Genomic DNA, 13,199 nt, shown 5'->3' on the forward strand with positions numbered 1-13,199 from the left:
TTTATTTAATTTCTTAATAGATGAACACATCTACTTCCCCGCTGTCGATGGCAGCTGTATTTCGGGGAATGTGTAAAACGAGTTCACCGTTTACATAACTGGCCTGGGCTAGAGCAGTGTCTGCATCTTCTGGTAATCCAAAGGTTCTTTCCCAGGCAGAGTAATTGTATTCATAGTCGGATTTTCCTGCTGCTTCCCGGGTTTCTTCTTTCTTTCCGCTAATAATCAGTTCTTTACCACTGGCATGAATCTGGAAGCAGGGGCGATCCATTCCAGGCACGGCCAGCCGGATTACATATTCCTCCGCATTTTCTGATACGTTGGCGGCGGGAACCCAACTGGTGGTTTTTCTTCTGCGCTCAGTTGTATTTTCCAGCGCAAAGAGAGGCCTGCTCAGGCGATGATTTCTTTTTGAGGTAGCTGCTGTCATAAACTGTGGTTTTTGATATGAGCGGAAATTATCATGCCACAAATCTAGCAGCTCAGATAAGTTTAGTTTATGACCTGTATTGGAGGAGAATATGACTTTGCTCAGTTGGGGTTGGTTTACTCACCCGTAAACTCATCCAGATCGCGGCGGTCTTTTTTGGTTGGACGGCCTGTTTTGCTCAGTCGTTTGCCAGTATAAAAACTGGCCGCCTGGAACTGGATTCTTTCCAGTTCCTCCGGCGGTGTCAGATCTTCATAATGTTTGATGGCTTCCGGGTAGGCAACCCGGTTTTCCAGCAGTGCAGTTACTTTTATTACCCATTTACGGGCTTCCGTCCGGATTTCATATTCATCACCCACAACTACTGAGCGTGAAGCTTTTACAGCTACTCCATTCAGTTTCACCCGCCCCTTGTCGAGCGCTTCAGCAGCAAGTCCGCGGGTCTTGAATAGCCGGATGGCCCAGAGGTATTTATCAATTCGAACCTTCATTGCTTACTTCAGACAAATACTGGTGGAAATAGGGAATGGTTTCAATGCCTTTGTAAAAATTCGCGAGATCGTATTTCTCATTGGGGGAGTGCAGATTATCACTGTCCAGCCCAAATCCCAGGAAAATAATTTTGAGTCCCAGTTCCTTTTCAAACAGGGCACAGATGGGAATACTTCCCCCACCGCGCACCGGGATCGGTGATTTGCCAAAAGTAGTTTCAATCGCTTTTGCTGCAGCCCGGTATTCCTTTGAATCAATCGGGGTCATATAAGGCTCACCTCCGTGGTGCAAACTCGCTTTTACGGTTACATAGGGTGGTGCAATAGTCTGCAGGTGGTTGATCAGCAGATCGGTTATTTTATTGGACTCCTGGTTGGGCACCAGGCGACAGGAGATTTTCGCAAAGGCTTTGGAAGGTAACACCGTTTTAGCTCCTTCACCAATATAACCTCCCCAGATGCCATTGAGTTCCAGGGTGGGACGAATACCCGTGCGTTCATTGGTGGTGAATCCTTTCTCGCCCCACACTTCAGCAATACCCAGGTCTTGTTTGAACTCCTGCTCATCAAAAGGAGCTTCAGCCATCAGGTTGCGCTCTGCAGGAGTAGCTTCTACCACATCATTGTAAAATCCGGGTATGGTGATATGATTGTTCTCATCATGCAGAGAGGCAATTATTTTTGCCAGGATGGTAATCGGATTGGCAACCGCACCGCCATAAACACCACTGTGCAGATCGCGATTCGGTCCGGTTACTTCTACTTCAATATAGGAGAGTCCGCGTACTCCAATATCAATGGAAGGTGTATCAAGACTGATCATGGCGGTATCAGAGATCAGGATCACATCCGCTTTTAACAGCTCTTTGTTTTCTTTTACAAAATTGGCGAGGTTGGGGGAGCCTACTTCCTCTTCGCCTTCAATCAGAAATTTGACATTGGTAGGAAGGGTGCCGGACTGAACCATCACTTCCAATGCTTTCACATGCATATAAAACTGGCCTTTATCATCGCAGGCACCACGTGCATAGATTTTTCCATCTTTGATAACCGGCTCAAAGGGACCGCTATGCCAAAGCTCCAGAGGATCGGGTGGCTGTACATCATAGTGGCCATATACCAGGACAGTAGGTTTTGAAGGATCCGTTATGAGCTCACCATACACAATGGGATGCCCATTGGTGGGATAGAGCTCCGCCCGCGAAGCGCCGGCTGCCAGCAAACTGGCTTTCACTGCTTCGGCGCAGGTAACCATATCTGCTTTGTTTTCTGAACGCGCACTGATACTGGGGATTCTCAACAGATCAAGCAGTTCCTGTAAAAAACGCTCTTTATGCTGGTCCTGGTAGTTTTTCCAATCTTTCATATGCTCCAATTTGCGCCACGAATTTAGGCGGTTTTGGGCAAAGCATCAGAACCCGTGGAAAGCTGGTGTTTTTGGTTGGAAAGGATATTACCCAGGGTCCACTCAACTTTTCGCTCAAAAGCATGCTTCCGAACCGGGCAATCGGTTTTGGTGCAGATGGGACAAGAGAAATCAAGGCAACCATCCGAGTGAACAAACAGTTCAATGCTGTCTCCCAATTCCATCCTGATTTTTTCACTGAGCGCGTCCACCTCCTTGTGTGCTTCATGCACATTGAGGTACCAGGGAACAGTAAGATGGCAATCCACATGCAGGATACTACCGTACTTGATCACACGAAGATTATGCAGATCAACCCAATTGGGCTGGCGGTGCTGGTTGAGATGGGTCACCATGGTGTTCAATAATGCCCTGTCTGCTTCGTCCATGATGCCTGCCAGGGAAGCCCGCAAAATTTTATAACCGGTATAGATGATAAAAAAACTGAACAGTAAGGCAACGATAGTATCCAGCAACTGCCAACCGGTAATCCAGATAAGCAGTATGCCCAACAGAATACCAATAGTTGAAAACGTATCGGATTGCAAATGTTTGCCACTTGCGATCAATGCAAGGGAATTGTTTTTCTTTCCCTTTTTTATGGCGATGGCCCCCATGAGAAAATTAACAGCGCCAGCAATGGCAACCAGCACCATACCCTTATCAAGGGAGTGCAGAGATGTAGGTTCGATAAACTGCTGAATACATTCGTAAATGATAAACAGGCCGGCTACCAGGATCAGGGTTCCTTCTACGGCTGCCGAAATAAACTCTGCTTTGCCATGGCCATAGGGATGATCCAGGTCCCGGGGTTTGGCTGCAACATAGAGACTGTACAATCCGATGAAACCGGAAATTACATTCACGGTGCTTTCCAGCGCATCTGTGAGGATGGCCACAGAATGGGTGATATAATAAGCAGTCATTTTTAGGCCGAAGAGGATCACTGCCACCAGTACCACCCACTGCTGAATCCGGAAATTTTCTTTTTGAAGCTGCATCCTGCGGTGTTTGATTGAATTCAGTCGCGATAAAGATAGACTTATTAATTCGGGACTTTCAGGCGGTTACATTTTTTTGATCAGGAACACGGGTTAGGGAATTATATGTAATTTGTTAAGCTAAATGATTGCGCCATGCCAGTTCTGAACTTTCCTTCTCTGGACAATGAAATACCTGTTGCTGCTGAGGATATTCTTTCTTTTCGCAAAAATGGACACCTGCATGTGAAAGGATTGCTGAATGCCGATGAACTCTCTGTTTACAGAACTGCTATCAATGATGCGGCCTATCGGTATAATACTGAAACAAGGGAAATGAAAGACCGGGATACCTATGGAAAGGCATTTCTCCAGATCATGAATTTATGGGAGGTGGATGAGGCCGTTAAAAGATTTACCCTGGCAAGGAGATTTGCAAAAATGGCGGCCAGTTTGTTGGGAGTAGAACGTGTTCGTATCTACCACGACCAGGCACTATATAAAGAAGCAGGAGGCGGACATACGCCCTGGCACCAGGATCAGTATTACTGGCCACTGGATACAACCAATACCATCACCATGTGGATGCCTTTGATTCCGATTTCAGAAGAGATGGGAATGCTCACATTTGCATCTGGTTCTCATACAGCCGGCGAAGTTGAAAACCTGGCGATCTCTGATGAATCTGACAAAGTACTTCAATCCTACATCAACGAAAAGAACTATCCGGTAACCAGGCCCTCCTTCATGGAAGGGGGTGATGCCAGCTGGCACTATGGCTGGACATTACATGCTGCTCCGGGAAATAATTCTGACGCAACCCGAGAAGTTATGACCATCATTTATTTCGCTGATGGAGCTACTGTTACTGCTCCCAAAAATCAGCACCAGGAAAATGACCGCCAACGATGGTTAGGGGGTATTGAGCCTGGAGAATTAGCCGCGTCTCCTTTGAATCCTGTCATACATTAACCCCATTATAACTAATTTGAAATGACCTTAAAACACTGGTTCAGTAGCCTGATCGGAATTGTATTTTTTTTAGTCGCAGCCGCGCAAGAGTCCTGGAAGCCGGCCGGTACCAAAATTAAAACTGACTGGTCGGAGAAAATAGCTGTTACTAATTCGCATGCTGAGTATCCCCGTCCTCAACTGGTTCGGAGCAACTGGACCAATTTGAATGGATTCTGGAACTATGCGCTGCAGGACAGAACAAAAGAGGCAAAACCAAGTTCCTTTGATGGAAAAATCCTTGTACCATTTGCCATTGAATCCAGTTTGTCGGGCGTTGGTAAAACAGTTGGAAAAGACAACCTGCTTTGGTATGAAAGAAGTTTTACACTCCCATCCTCTTTTAAAGGGAAAAAGGTGCTGCTTCATTTTGGAGCTGTTGACTGGCAATGCGAAGTTTTTGTAAACGATGTTAGTGTTGGTACACACCAGGGTGGATACGATCCCTTTAGTTTTGATATCTCAAAAGCATTGGCAAAAAAAGGAAATCAGCGCATCCTGGTAAAGGTGTGGGATCCAACTGATGATGGCCCTCAGCCAAGAGGTAAGCAGGTTAAAGTCCCGGAAGGCATCTGGTATACACCGGTAACAGGAATCTGGCAGACGGTTTGGCTGGAGGCAGTGCCGGAAACCTATATAACAGGAACCCGTCAAACCCCTGATATTGATGCCAAACAGGTTAAGGTAGAAACTTCGGTTGCAAATGCCCGTGCCGGAGATCAGGTCTTGGTTACTGCGTATGATGGTCAGACAAAACTGGCAGAACAACTCACAAATGCAGGTGGTGCTGTAACGCTTACTATTGAGAACCCACGTTTATGGTCACCCGAAAATCCGGTTCTGTATGATTTAAAGATATCACTGTTAAGAAAGGGCAAGCCGGTGGATGCTGTTAGCTCTTATTTTGCCATGCGTAAAATATCAATGGAAAAAGATGCAAGGGGCATTCAACGGATGTTGCTGAACAATGAGTTTGTATTTCAATACGGACCGCTTGACCAGGGCTGGTGGCCGGATGGTTTATATACTGCACCAACAGATGAGGCATTGAAATTTGATATCGTCAAAACCAAAGAGATGGGCTTCAACATGATCCGTAAACATGTGAAAGTGGAGCCTGCCCGCTGGTACTATCATTGTGATCAGCTAGGTATGCTGGTTTGGCAGGATATGCCCAGCGGCGATATGGGAAACAGTTGGGAAATGCGTCCGGGTATCTATGGAAAAGCAACTGATAAAAACAGGACACCCGAATCAGAAGCCATCTTTAAAACCGAGTGGAAGGAAATTATGCAGGACTTCTACAATTTTCCTTCCATTGTGGTATGGGTGCCATTTAACGAAGCATGGGGACAATTTAAGACTGCTGAAATTGTTAACTGGACCATGAAAGAAGATCCCTCTCGCCTGGTAAATACGGCAAGCGGTGGAAATTTCGAACCCGTTGGACATATTATTGATTTGCACAACTACCCCGAGCCCCTGATGCCGGAACCCTCCTTATTTGGGGCGGACAGAATTCTGGTATTGGGTGAATTTGGTGGCCTTGGCTTGCCGGTGGAAGGGCACACCTGGCAGGAAAAAAACAATTGGGGATATCAAAGCTTTAAGAATAAGGAAGACTTATATAAACGCTATGCGGAATTTATCTCTGTGATACCTCATTATATTGAAAAAGGACTTTCCGCTGCTGTTTATACCCAAACAACAGATGTGGAAATTGAAACGAACGGATTGATGACCTATGATCGGAAAATCATGAAGTTCTCACCAGAAGCATTGAAGAAACTTCATCAGCAACTGTATAATAAATCACTCGTAAGAATGAAATAATAAAAAAGGCCGGTTTTCAATAACCGGCCTTTTTTATTTATTTCATAGCTGTTTCGTATCGGGTTGCTACATAGTCCCAGTTCACCAGGCTCCACCAGTTGTCGACATAATCGGCACGTTTGTTCTGGTATTTCAGGTAATAGGCATGTTCCCAAACATCAAGGCCCAATAAGGGAGTTCCCTGGGTGCCTGCTACCGGCATCAATGGATTGTCCTGGTTCGGCGTGGATGTTACAATCAGTTGTTTGTCCTTCATGAGTATCAGCCATGCCCAACCGCTACCAAAGCGGGTTTTGGCAGCATCTGAAAACACCGATTTAAAGTTGGCGAAAGAATTGAATTTGCTTTCCAGTGCAGTCAGCAGCGCACCCTCCGGTTTGTTATCGGTTCTTGCAGCACGCATGGATTTCCAGAACAGTTCATGGTTATAATGCCCGCCGGCATTGTTGCGCATTTTTTCAGAATATTTTTTAATATTCATCAATACATCTTCAACCGGTTTACCTCTGTCTACTCCTTCTGCAACAGCTGCATCATTCAGATTTTTCGCATATCCGGCTGCGTGTTTTGTATGGTGAATCTCCATGGTGCGGGCATCAATGGCCGGCTCCAGTGCACTGTAGGAATAGGGGAGTGGAGCCTGCTCAAATCCGGTGCGGAAAGGATTGTTTCCATTGCTTTGGGAAGTTTTGCAGGAGCTCAATAATCCACTTCCAATGAAACTGCCACCAATGCCTAAAGCGAGAGAAGCTTTTGAAGTGGTGGTCAAAAATTCTCGGCGTGATTGGGAAATCTTTTTCATACCAGTGTTGTTTAATTTATTGCGGCTGGACAGCTCCGCTTTTTTTGTTGAACCGGCTGAGCAGGGGGCGCAACCGGCGAAATGTCCTGTAATAAAATTCTTTGTTGAACAATTGTGAATCCCGCATAGCCTTATACGTTAGAAACACTCCAATAGGCACCAGCACAAAGGTTGCCAGCCAGATACCCCATATGGGTGCCATCACATCTTCTTTCACAAACTTCTTACCGAAATTATTCAGCAGAAAGAAAACCACGAAAAATATAACCGCGAATACCAGCGGCGTACCGATTCCTCCTTTACGAATAATGGATCCAAGCGGGGCGCCGATCAGGAATAAGACAAAGCAGGCGATCGACATGGCAAATTTTTCATGCCAGGCCATTTTGTGCAACCGCAAACTCTTCATCCGGTTCTGGTAATCGGTTTTAGTGATTTCAAGTGAGCTTTTTACAATCGAGAGCTGAGATAAAACCCGGTCGTTCATGGAAGAATGCAGGCTGTCGGGGATGATATCCCGTAGGGAATCGGCAGTGGCTTTTGTAGTGAGTGGAGTATAGGCCGTATCCATGTATTTGTAAAACTGCACATAGGTGCCAATTTCATCCGATACCTTCTTTCTGAAAATCGTATGTACCTTACTGAGAGAATCTATGGCTCCGTCCAGTTGCCTTACACTCAGCATCTGGTAATTATCCTTGAACAGGCTGTCTTCGGTTTTATTAAAGGATAGGGAACTTAAATCAAACACTTTCTTAAATTCCTTAAAGCCCAAACGGATATATTCTGTATTCGTGTTTACCCTGCTTCCTCTTTCTGTATATCTCCATCCATCCATCAGTTTGAATTCCAGGAAACGTTTGTCATCAGACACCCGCATAATTCCTTTATTCGCAATGATGATATTATCCTGCAGGTTGTAGTCCTTTTCAAAGATGATGATTTCCCGAAGGGTACTATCATCTTTCTCCTTCTTGCCAACCTTAATGGAATAACCGGGAATATTGGTATAAAAAGAGCCTTCCCTTAAATCGAAAGCTGGTTTCTTATTGATGATATCATATTTCAACCGGTTCAGTTTCAGGTTGGATACCGGCAAGAGGTAGTTGTTAAACAGGAAGGCCACTCCACTCAGAATCAAGGCTACCACCATGATCGGACGCATAAAACGCAGGAGGGGAATACCGGCCGACTTGATGGCCACCAGTTCAAAGGTTTCACCCAGGTTGCCAAACGTCATAATAGAGGATAACAGAACAGCCAGTGGCAGCGCCAGGGGCACAACAGTTGCAGCTACGTAAAGAATAGCTTCCCCGATGGTTACAAGATCCAGTCCCTTTCCTACAAAATCATCAATGTACAACCAGAAAAACTGAAGTACGAGCACAAAAAGGGTGATAAAAAAAGTGGCAATAAAAGGCCCTACAAATGCCTTCAAAATGAGTTTATCTAGTTTTTTTATCACAGTTCTCCGGAAGATTTCTGACTACCTTTATTTTCTATGGACCGCGTAAAATTACAGTTTTCCAAAGAGGAATCGGTGCTGCTGACTGATCCTTCATTTATTTTAACGAAGAATAGGATCCTGGCCAGGATTTCAGAAATGATGGGAGCCATCAGTGAAGAAGAGGTGAAGATGGCTGGCTTGCTGCGGGAACAACTGCCTCCGGAAGTATTTCAGTTTCCGCCTAAGTTATCACGTGGGGAACAATATCAGCAACTGCCCTGGCTGATGCTGGATTTTCCGAGAGTTTTCCAGGAGCCTGATCAATTGGCGATCCGGCAGTTCTTCTGGTGGGGAAAACTGTTTTCTTCAACGCTGGTGGTTAGCGGCCGCCATAAGGAAGCGGTGCTTCATTCGGATCTGAAGCAATGGCCTGATCTGTATATCTGCGTACATGCATCTCCGTGGGAACATCATTTTGAAGCAGATAATGCACAACTGATAAGTTCCCTTTCAGATGAAAAATACCGGTCAATATGTAAAAAGGAATTCCTCAAGCTGGCCTTTCAACTTCCCGTGGAAAATTGGGAGCAGGCGCCTGAATTTTTTATCCAGTCTTATTCCAGGTGGATGCAGTTATTGGTTCGGTCTTAGTTACCCAGGCGGTGAAACAGGTCTTTTACCTGGTACCCCCAAAGCTGGCTTTGGTCTTTAATGTCCTTCTTCTCGGCAAAATCATTGATGACCAGTATTGTTTGGTTGGTTACTTCTGATTTCTCAATCCGAAATTCAAAAAACTCCTCCTTGGGTGCATGCAGCCAGTGAAAACGGATGAAACTATTCTCCTCACTTTCCAACACTTCAGCTTTATCTATGGAACCATTCCAAGAAAAACTGAATACCTGATCCCTTTCATCCACTTTATCCGCAAACCATTCCTGCAATCCGGCCGGGGTGCTCAAAAACTCATACAATATGGAAGGTGAACACCTGACAGGATATTCTAACGTATACATTTGTTTCTTACTCATCTCCAATTCAAATCTGTCTTTAGGAATACAATCACTGCAATGTTAGAAAATTAAATGACACAGTAAAATAATCCGCCAAGTATTTTTTGTTAAAGAGGAAGGGGGTTAAAATTGAACAGGCTACCCGTGAAAACACTGGGATTCAGCAATTTAACCTCCGGAATTTTGGAAATCGTATACCTCCACCCTAATTTCAGTCGTTCCAATAGTGAACGCAAGCTGAATTTTAATACAAGAAAATTCCTATTTGTACGTTTCTCTATTGCACTAAACCTCTTAACCTCTAGAAAAAAACCTAAAACCACACCTATGAGTATGCGGCAATTAAAGATTTCCAAGTCGATCACGAACAGGGAATCTCAGAGTCTGGAAAAATACCTCCAGGAGATTGGTAAGGTGGAACTTATCGGTCCTGAAGAAGAAGTACGGCTCGCCCGGCTTATCAAACAGGGTGATCAGCGCGCACTTGACCGCCTAACCAGGGCAAACCTGCGTTTCGTGGTTTCGGTATCCAAACAATACCAAAACCAGGGACTTTCCCTTCCAGACCTTATCAATGAAGGAAACCTGGGACTGATCAAAGCTGCCCAGCGTTTCGATGAAACACGTGGTTTTAAGTTTATTTCCTACGCGGTTTGGTGGATTCGTCAAAGTATTCTGCAGGCATTGGCTGAACAAAGCCGGATTGTACGTCTGCCGCTCAATAAGGTTGGACTGACCAATCGGATCCAGAAAGCCTTCTCTCACCTGGAGCAGGAATTCGAAAGAGAGCCTTCTGCTGAAGAGGTTGCTACTTTCCTGGAAATGGATACCGATGAAGTAGCTGCCAGTCTCAGTATGTCATCCCGCCATGTAAGCATGGATACCCCTCTCTCCGATGGGGAGGACAATACCATGATTGATGTGATGGAGAACCCCAATGCTGAGCGTACTGATAAATCCGTAGAGCACGATGAGAGCCTCCGGATGGAACTGGATCGCTCTATGCAGGTGCTGACCGAACGTCAGAAAGAGGTGATCTGTTATTTCTTTGGTATCGGGGTGGATCATCCCATGAGCCTGGAAGATATTGGCGAAAAATTTAATCTTACCCGCGAACGGGTTCGCCAGATCAAGGATAAAGCCATTACCAAACTCAAAACCAACTCCAGATCGCAACAGTTGCGCACTTACCTGGGCGCTTAATCAATTGCATCCAATATATTTGCATTCCGATTTAAGGTGAACAATATGTTCACCTTAATTTTTTGGGTGAAAATTGACCAATATGTTTGAATCATTAAGCGAACGGCTCGAATCAGCCTTTAAACAGATCAAAGGCGAAGGACGGATTACCGAACTCAATGTTGCGGCCACAGTGAAAGATATTCGCCGTGCCCTGGTGGATGCCGACGTAAACTATAAAATCGCCAAGGAATTTACTGATAAGATCAAGGATAAAGCCATGGGGGAAAAGGTACTCACAGCTGTGAGTCCTGGTCAACTCATGGTGAAAATCGTGAAGGATGAGCTGGCTGAACTGATGGGCGGTACAGAAGCTGAACTGAATGCAAAGGGTAATCCGGCAGTGATTCTGATTGCCGGTCTGCAGGGTTCCGGTAAAACCACGTTCAGTGGTAAACTGGCCAATTACCTGAAATCGAAGAAATTTTCTCCCCTCCTGGTGGCGGCAGATATCTACCGTCCGGCTGCGATTGACCAGTTAAAAGTGCTGGGTGGCCAAATCGGGGTGGAGGTGTTCAGCGAACCGGAGAACAAAGATGCGGTGGACATTGCCCGCAAGGCAGTTGCCCAGGCACGCACCCTCAATAAAAATGTAGTAATCATCGATACCGCCGGCCGTTTGGCTGTGGACGAGGCGATGATGACGGAGGTTAGTAATATCAAAGCGGCAGTGAATCCCCAGGAAATTCTTTTTGTGGTGGATTCCATGACCGGTCAGGATGCAGTTAATACTGCCAAGGCCTTCAATGATCGCCTGGATTTCTCGGGCGTGGTGCTCACCAAATTGGATGGTGATACCCGCGGTGGTGCTGCACTTTCGATCAAGTACACGGTTAACAAGCCGATTAAATTTATCTCCTCGGGAGAAAAACTGGATACCCTGGATGTCTTCTATCCCGAACGGATGGCCCAGCGAATCCTGGGGATGGGTGATATTACCACCCTGGTGGAACGTGCCCAGGCCCAGTTTGATGAAGCCGAAGCCAAAAAGCTGGAGAAGAAAATCCGGAAGAATCAGTTTGATTTTGAGGACTTTAAGCAGCAACTGGAGCAGATCAAGAAGATGGGTAATATCAAAGACCTGTTGGGCATGATCCCCGGTGTTGGAAAGGCCATTAAGGATATTGATATCAGCGATGATGCATTTAAAGGCATTGAAGCCATGATCAACTCGATGACTCCCTTCGAACGCGCTAACCCGGATGTGATTGATGGTAGCCGCCGCAAGCGCATAGCCAAAGGCAGTGGCAAGGACCTGACCGAAGTAAATGCCTTCATGAAGCAATTTGAGCAGATGAAGGAAATGATGAAGATGATGAATAAGATGCCCATGGGGCGGATGCCGGGATTGGGAGGTTTCGGTCGTCGTTAATCTTTTACAATTGCTTAATTATTATTAAGTTTGTTCATATCGTTCGGATTGTTAATTTTGCAGTCCGTTTATTTTTTGAAACCCTATTTGTTCACGCATTTAAATGTCTATTTACGATGCCAGTTAAAATGAGATTGCAGCGTCACGGCTCCAAGAAAAGACCCTTCTACTTTATAGTAGTGGCGGACGCCCGTGCACCAAGAGATGGTAAATTCATCCAGAAAATCGGTACTTACAATCCCCTCACTGTTCCTGCTACGATCCAGTTGGACCGTCAGCGTGCGCTTGATTGGTTGCACAAGGGAGCTGAGCCTACGGATACTGTACGCCGAATCCTGTCTTTCAAAGGAGTTCTGTACCTGAAGCACCTGCTGCGTGGAGTTAAACTGGGCTTGTTCGATGACGTGACTGCTATGCAGAAATTTGAAGTTTGGCATAAGGAGCACGAAGCACAATTGAAGAAGCGCAGTGACGAACACCGCAAGCAACGCCAGGTGCGTCGTTTCCCTAACCAGGGAGCACGCCGCCCACAGCCTCGTCAGCAGGAAGGTGGAGAATAATTGATTATTCCAGCTCATTCATATAAATCCCGGTAGTACCCCTACCGGGATTTTTTAAATTTTCACGTCTCACATCTGACGTCTCACGTCTCACATCTGACTATGAAATATAATTCCATCGGCAAACTCGTGGCCGCTCATGGCATCTCCGGCGAACTCATCCTCAAACACGCCCTGGGTAAAAAGACTTCCTTAAAGGGACTTGAAACAGTTTTTATTGAGTTGCGCAAGGGGGAATTACTGCCTTATTTTATTGTGACTGCCAAAGCCAAAAATGAGCAGGAGATAGTGCTGCAACTGGAAGGGATTAGTACCCGCGAAGCTGCACAAAAACTGGTGAGTAAGGAATGCTGGTTAACAGAAGAAACCTTTCAGGAATATGCGGCGGCGCATGCCTCCATCTCCTTCCTGGGCTTTACTATTTTCAATGGAAACGAAAACCTGGGTGAAGTGCTTGAGGTTATTGAGCAGCCACACCAGGTACTCTGTCGAATTGATTTAAATGGAAAGGAAGCCCTGCTGCCGGTGCATCAGGACAGCCTCCTGGAGGTAGATCCCCGGAAAAAAATCCTTCGTGTCCAGCTCCCGGATGGGCTCCTTGATATTTATCGTTGAT

General features: G+C 45.8%; 14 protein-coding genes. 7 read left to right on the forward strand and 7 right to left on the reverse strand.

Translation table 11 applies throughout. The annotated features are described in order from the left end of the window. Window positions 1-13 precede the first annotated feature (13 nt). From L0U88_RS06275 to L0U88_RS06290, 4 genes are all read right to left on the reverse strand, one after another. A complete protein-coding gene (locus L0U88_RS06275) occupies window positions 14-430 on the reverse strand; it encodes an Hsp20/alpha crystallin family protein (RefSeq protein ID WP_234864762.1) in 417 nt (138 codons plus the stop codon). Between the two features lie 116 nt (window positions 431-546). Continuing rightward, entirely contained in the window at window positions 547-921 is a 375-nt protein-coding gene (locus L0U88_RS06280) for an RNA-binding S4 domain-containing protein (protein ID WP_234864763.1), read from the reverse strand. Next, complete coding sequence (locus L0U88_RS06285) at window positions 905-2,287, reverse strand: dipeptidase (RefSeq protein WP_234864764.1); 1,383 nt, start codon at window positions 2,285-2,287, stop codon at window positions 905-907. The genes L0U88_RS06280 and L0U88_RS06285 overlap by 17 nt, the downstream gene beginning before the upstream one ends. 23 nt (window positions 2,288-2,310) lie before the next feature. Next, entirely contained in the window at window positions 2,311-3,327 is a 1,017-nt protein-coding gene (locus L0U88_RS06290; protein WP_234864765.1) for a cation diffusion facilitator family transporter, read from the reverse strand. 135 nt (window positions 3,328-3,462) lie between these two features. Between L0U88_RS06290 and L0U88_RS06295 the strand changes: the two genes are divergently transcribed. Further along, on the forward strand, window positions 3,463-4,278 hold the full coding sequence (locus L0U88_RS06295; RefSeq protein ID WP_234864766.1) for a phytanoyl-CoA dioxygenase family protein: 816 nt from the start codon (window positions 3,463-3,465) through the stop codon (window positions 4,276-4,278). A 21-nt stretch (window positions 4,279-4,299) separates the two neighbouring features. Beyond that, window positions 4,300-6,150, forward strand: coding sequence for a glycoside hydrolase family 2 protein (locus L0U88_RS06300; RefSeq protein WP_234864767.1), 1,851 nt, complete (start codon window positions 4,300-4,302; stop codon window positions 6,148-6,150). Window positions 6,151-6,187: 37 nt separating this feature from the next. On the opposite strand, the gene L0U88_RS06305 is transcribed toward L0U88_RS06300, so the two are convergent. Both L0U88_RS06305 and L0U88_RS06310 read right to left on the reverse strand, forming a co-directional pair. Then, the gene (locus L0U88_RS06305; protein ID WP_234864768.1) at window positions 6,188-6,952 is read right to left on the reverse strand and encodes a superoxide dismutase; all 765 of its coding nucleotides are present in this window, start codon (window positions 6,950-6,952) and stop codon (window positions 6,188-6,190) included. Window positions 6,953-6,968: 16 nt separating this feature from the next. Further along, window positions 6,969-8,417: an LptF/LptG family permease gene (locus L0U88_RS06310; protein WP_234864769.1), complete on the reverse strand. Its 1,449-nt coding sequence runs from the start codon at window positions 8,415-8,417 to the stop codon at window positions 6,969-6,971. A gap of 36 nt (window positions 8,418-8,453) precedes the next feature. On the opposite strand from L0U88_RS06310, the gene L0U88_RS06315 reads away from it, so the two are divergent. Continuing rightward, the gene (locus L0U88_RS06315) at window positions 8,454-9,050 is read left to right on the forward strand and encodes a hypothetical protein (RefSeq protein ID WP_234864770.1); all 597 of its coding nucleotides are present in this window, start codon (window positions 8,454-8,456) and stop codon (window positions 9,048-9,050) included. On the opposite strand, the gene L0U88_RS06320 is transcribed toward L0U88_RS06315, so the two are convergent. Then, the gene (locus L0U88_RS06320) at window positions 9,047-9,427 is read right to left on the reverse strand and encodes an START-like domain-containing protein (RefSeq protein ID WP_234864771.1); all 381 of its coding nucleotides are present in this window, start codon (window positions 9,425-9,427) and stop codon (window positions 9,047-9,049) included. The genes L0U88_RS06315 and L0U88_RS06320 overlap by 4 nt on opposite strands. Window positions 9,428-9,742: 315 nt before the next feature. On the opposite strand from L0U88_RS06320, the gene L0U88_RS06325 reads away from it, so the two are divergent. The 4 genes from L0U88_RS06325 to rimM all read left to right on the forward strand — a co-directional run bounded on the left by L0U88_RS06325 (window position 9,743) and on the right by rimM (window position 13,198). Further along, window positions 9,743-10,612: a sigma-70 family RNA polymerase sigma factor gene (locus L0U88_RS06325; RefSeq protein WP_234864772.1), complete on the forward strand. Its 870-nt coding sequence runs from the start codon at window positions 9,743-9,745 to the stop codon at window positions 10,610-10,612. A gap of 82 nt (window positions 10,613-10,694) precedes the next feature. Next, window positions 10,695-12,023: a signal recognition particle protein gene (gene ffh, locus L0U88_RS06330; RefSeq protein WP_234864773.1), complete on the forward strand. Its 1,329-nt coding sequence runs from the start codon at window positions 10,695-10,697 to the stop codon at window positions 12,021-12,023. A 116-nt stretch (window positions 12,024-12,139) separates the two neighbouring features. Beyond that, complete coding sequence (gene rpsP / locus L0U88_RS20990; protein ID WP_289623302.1) at window positions 12,140-12,583, forward strand: 30S ribosomal protein S16; 444 nt, start codon at window positions 12,140-12,142, stop codon at window positions 12,581-12,583. A 102-nt stretch (window positions 12,584-12,685) separates the two neighbouring features. Continuing rightward, window positions 12,686-13,198 (forward strand): ribosome maturation factor RimM, encoded by a 513-nt coding sequence (gene rimM / locus L0U88_RS06340; protein WP_234864774.1) that lies wholly within the window; start codon window positions 12,686-12,688, stop codon window positions 13,196-13,198. Window position 13,199: the final 1 nt, after the last annotated feature.

It is taken from the genome of Flavihumibacter fluminis, from assembly GCF_021491375.1.
Classification (GTDB): domain Bacteria; phylum Bacteroidota; class Bacteroidia; order Chitinophagales; family Chitinophagaceae; genus Flavihumibacter; species Flavihumibacter fluminis.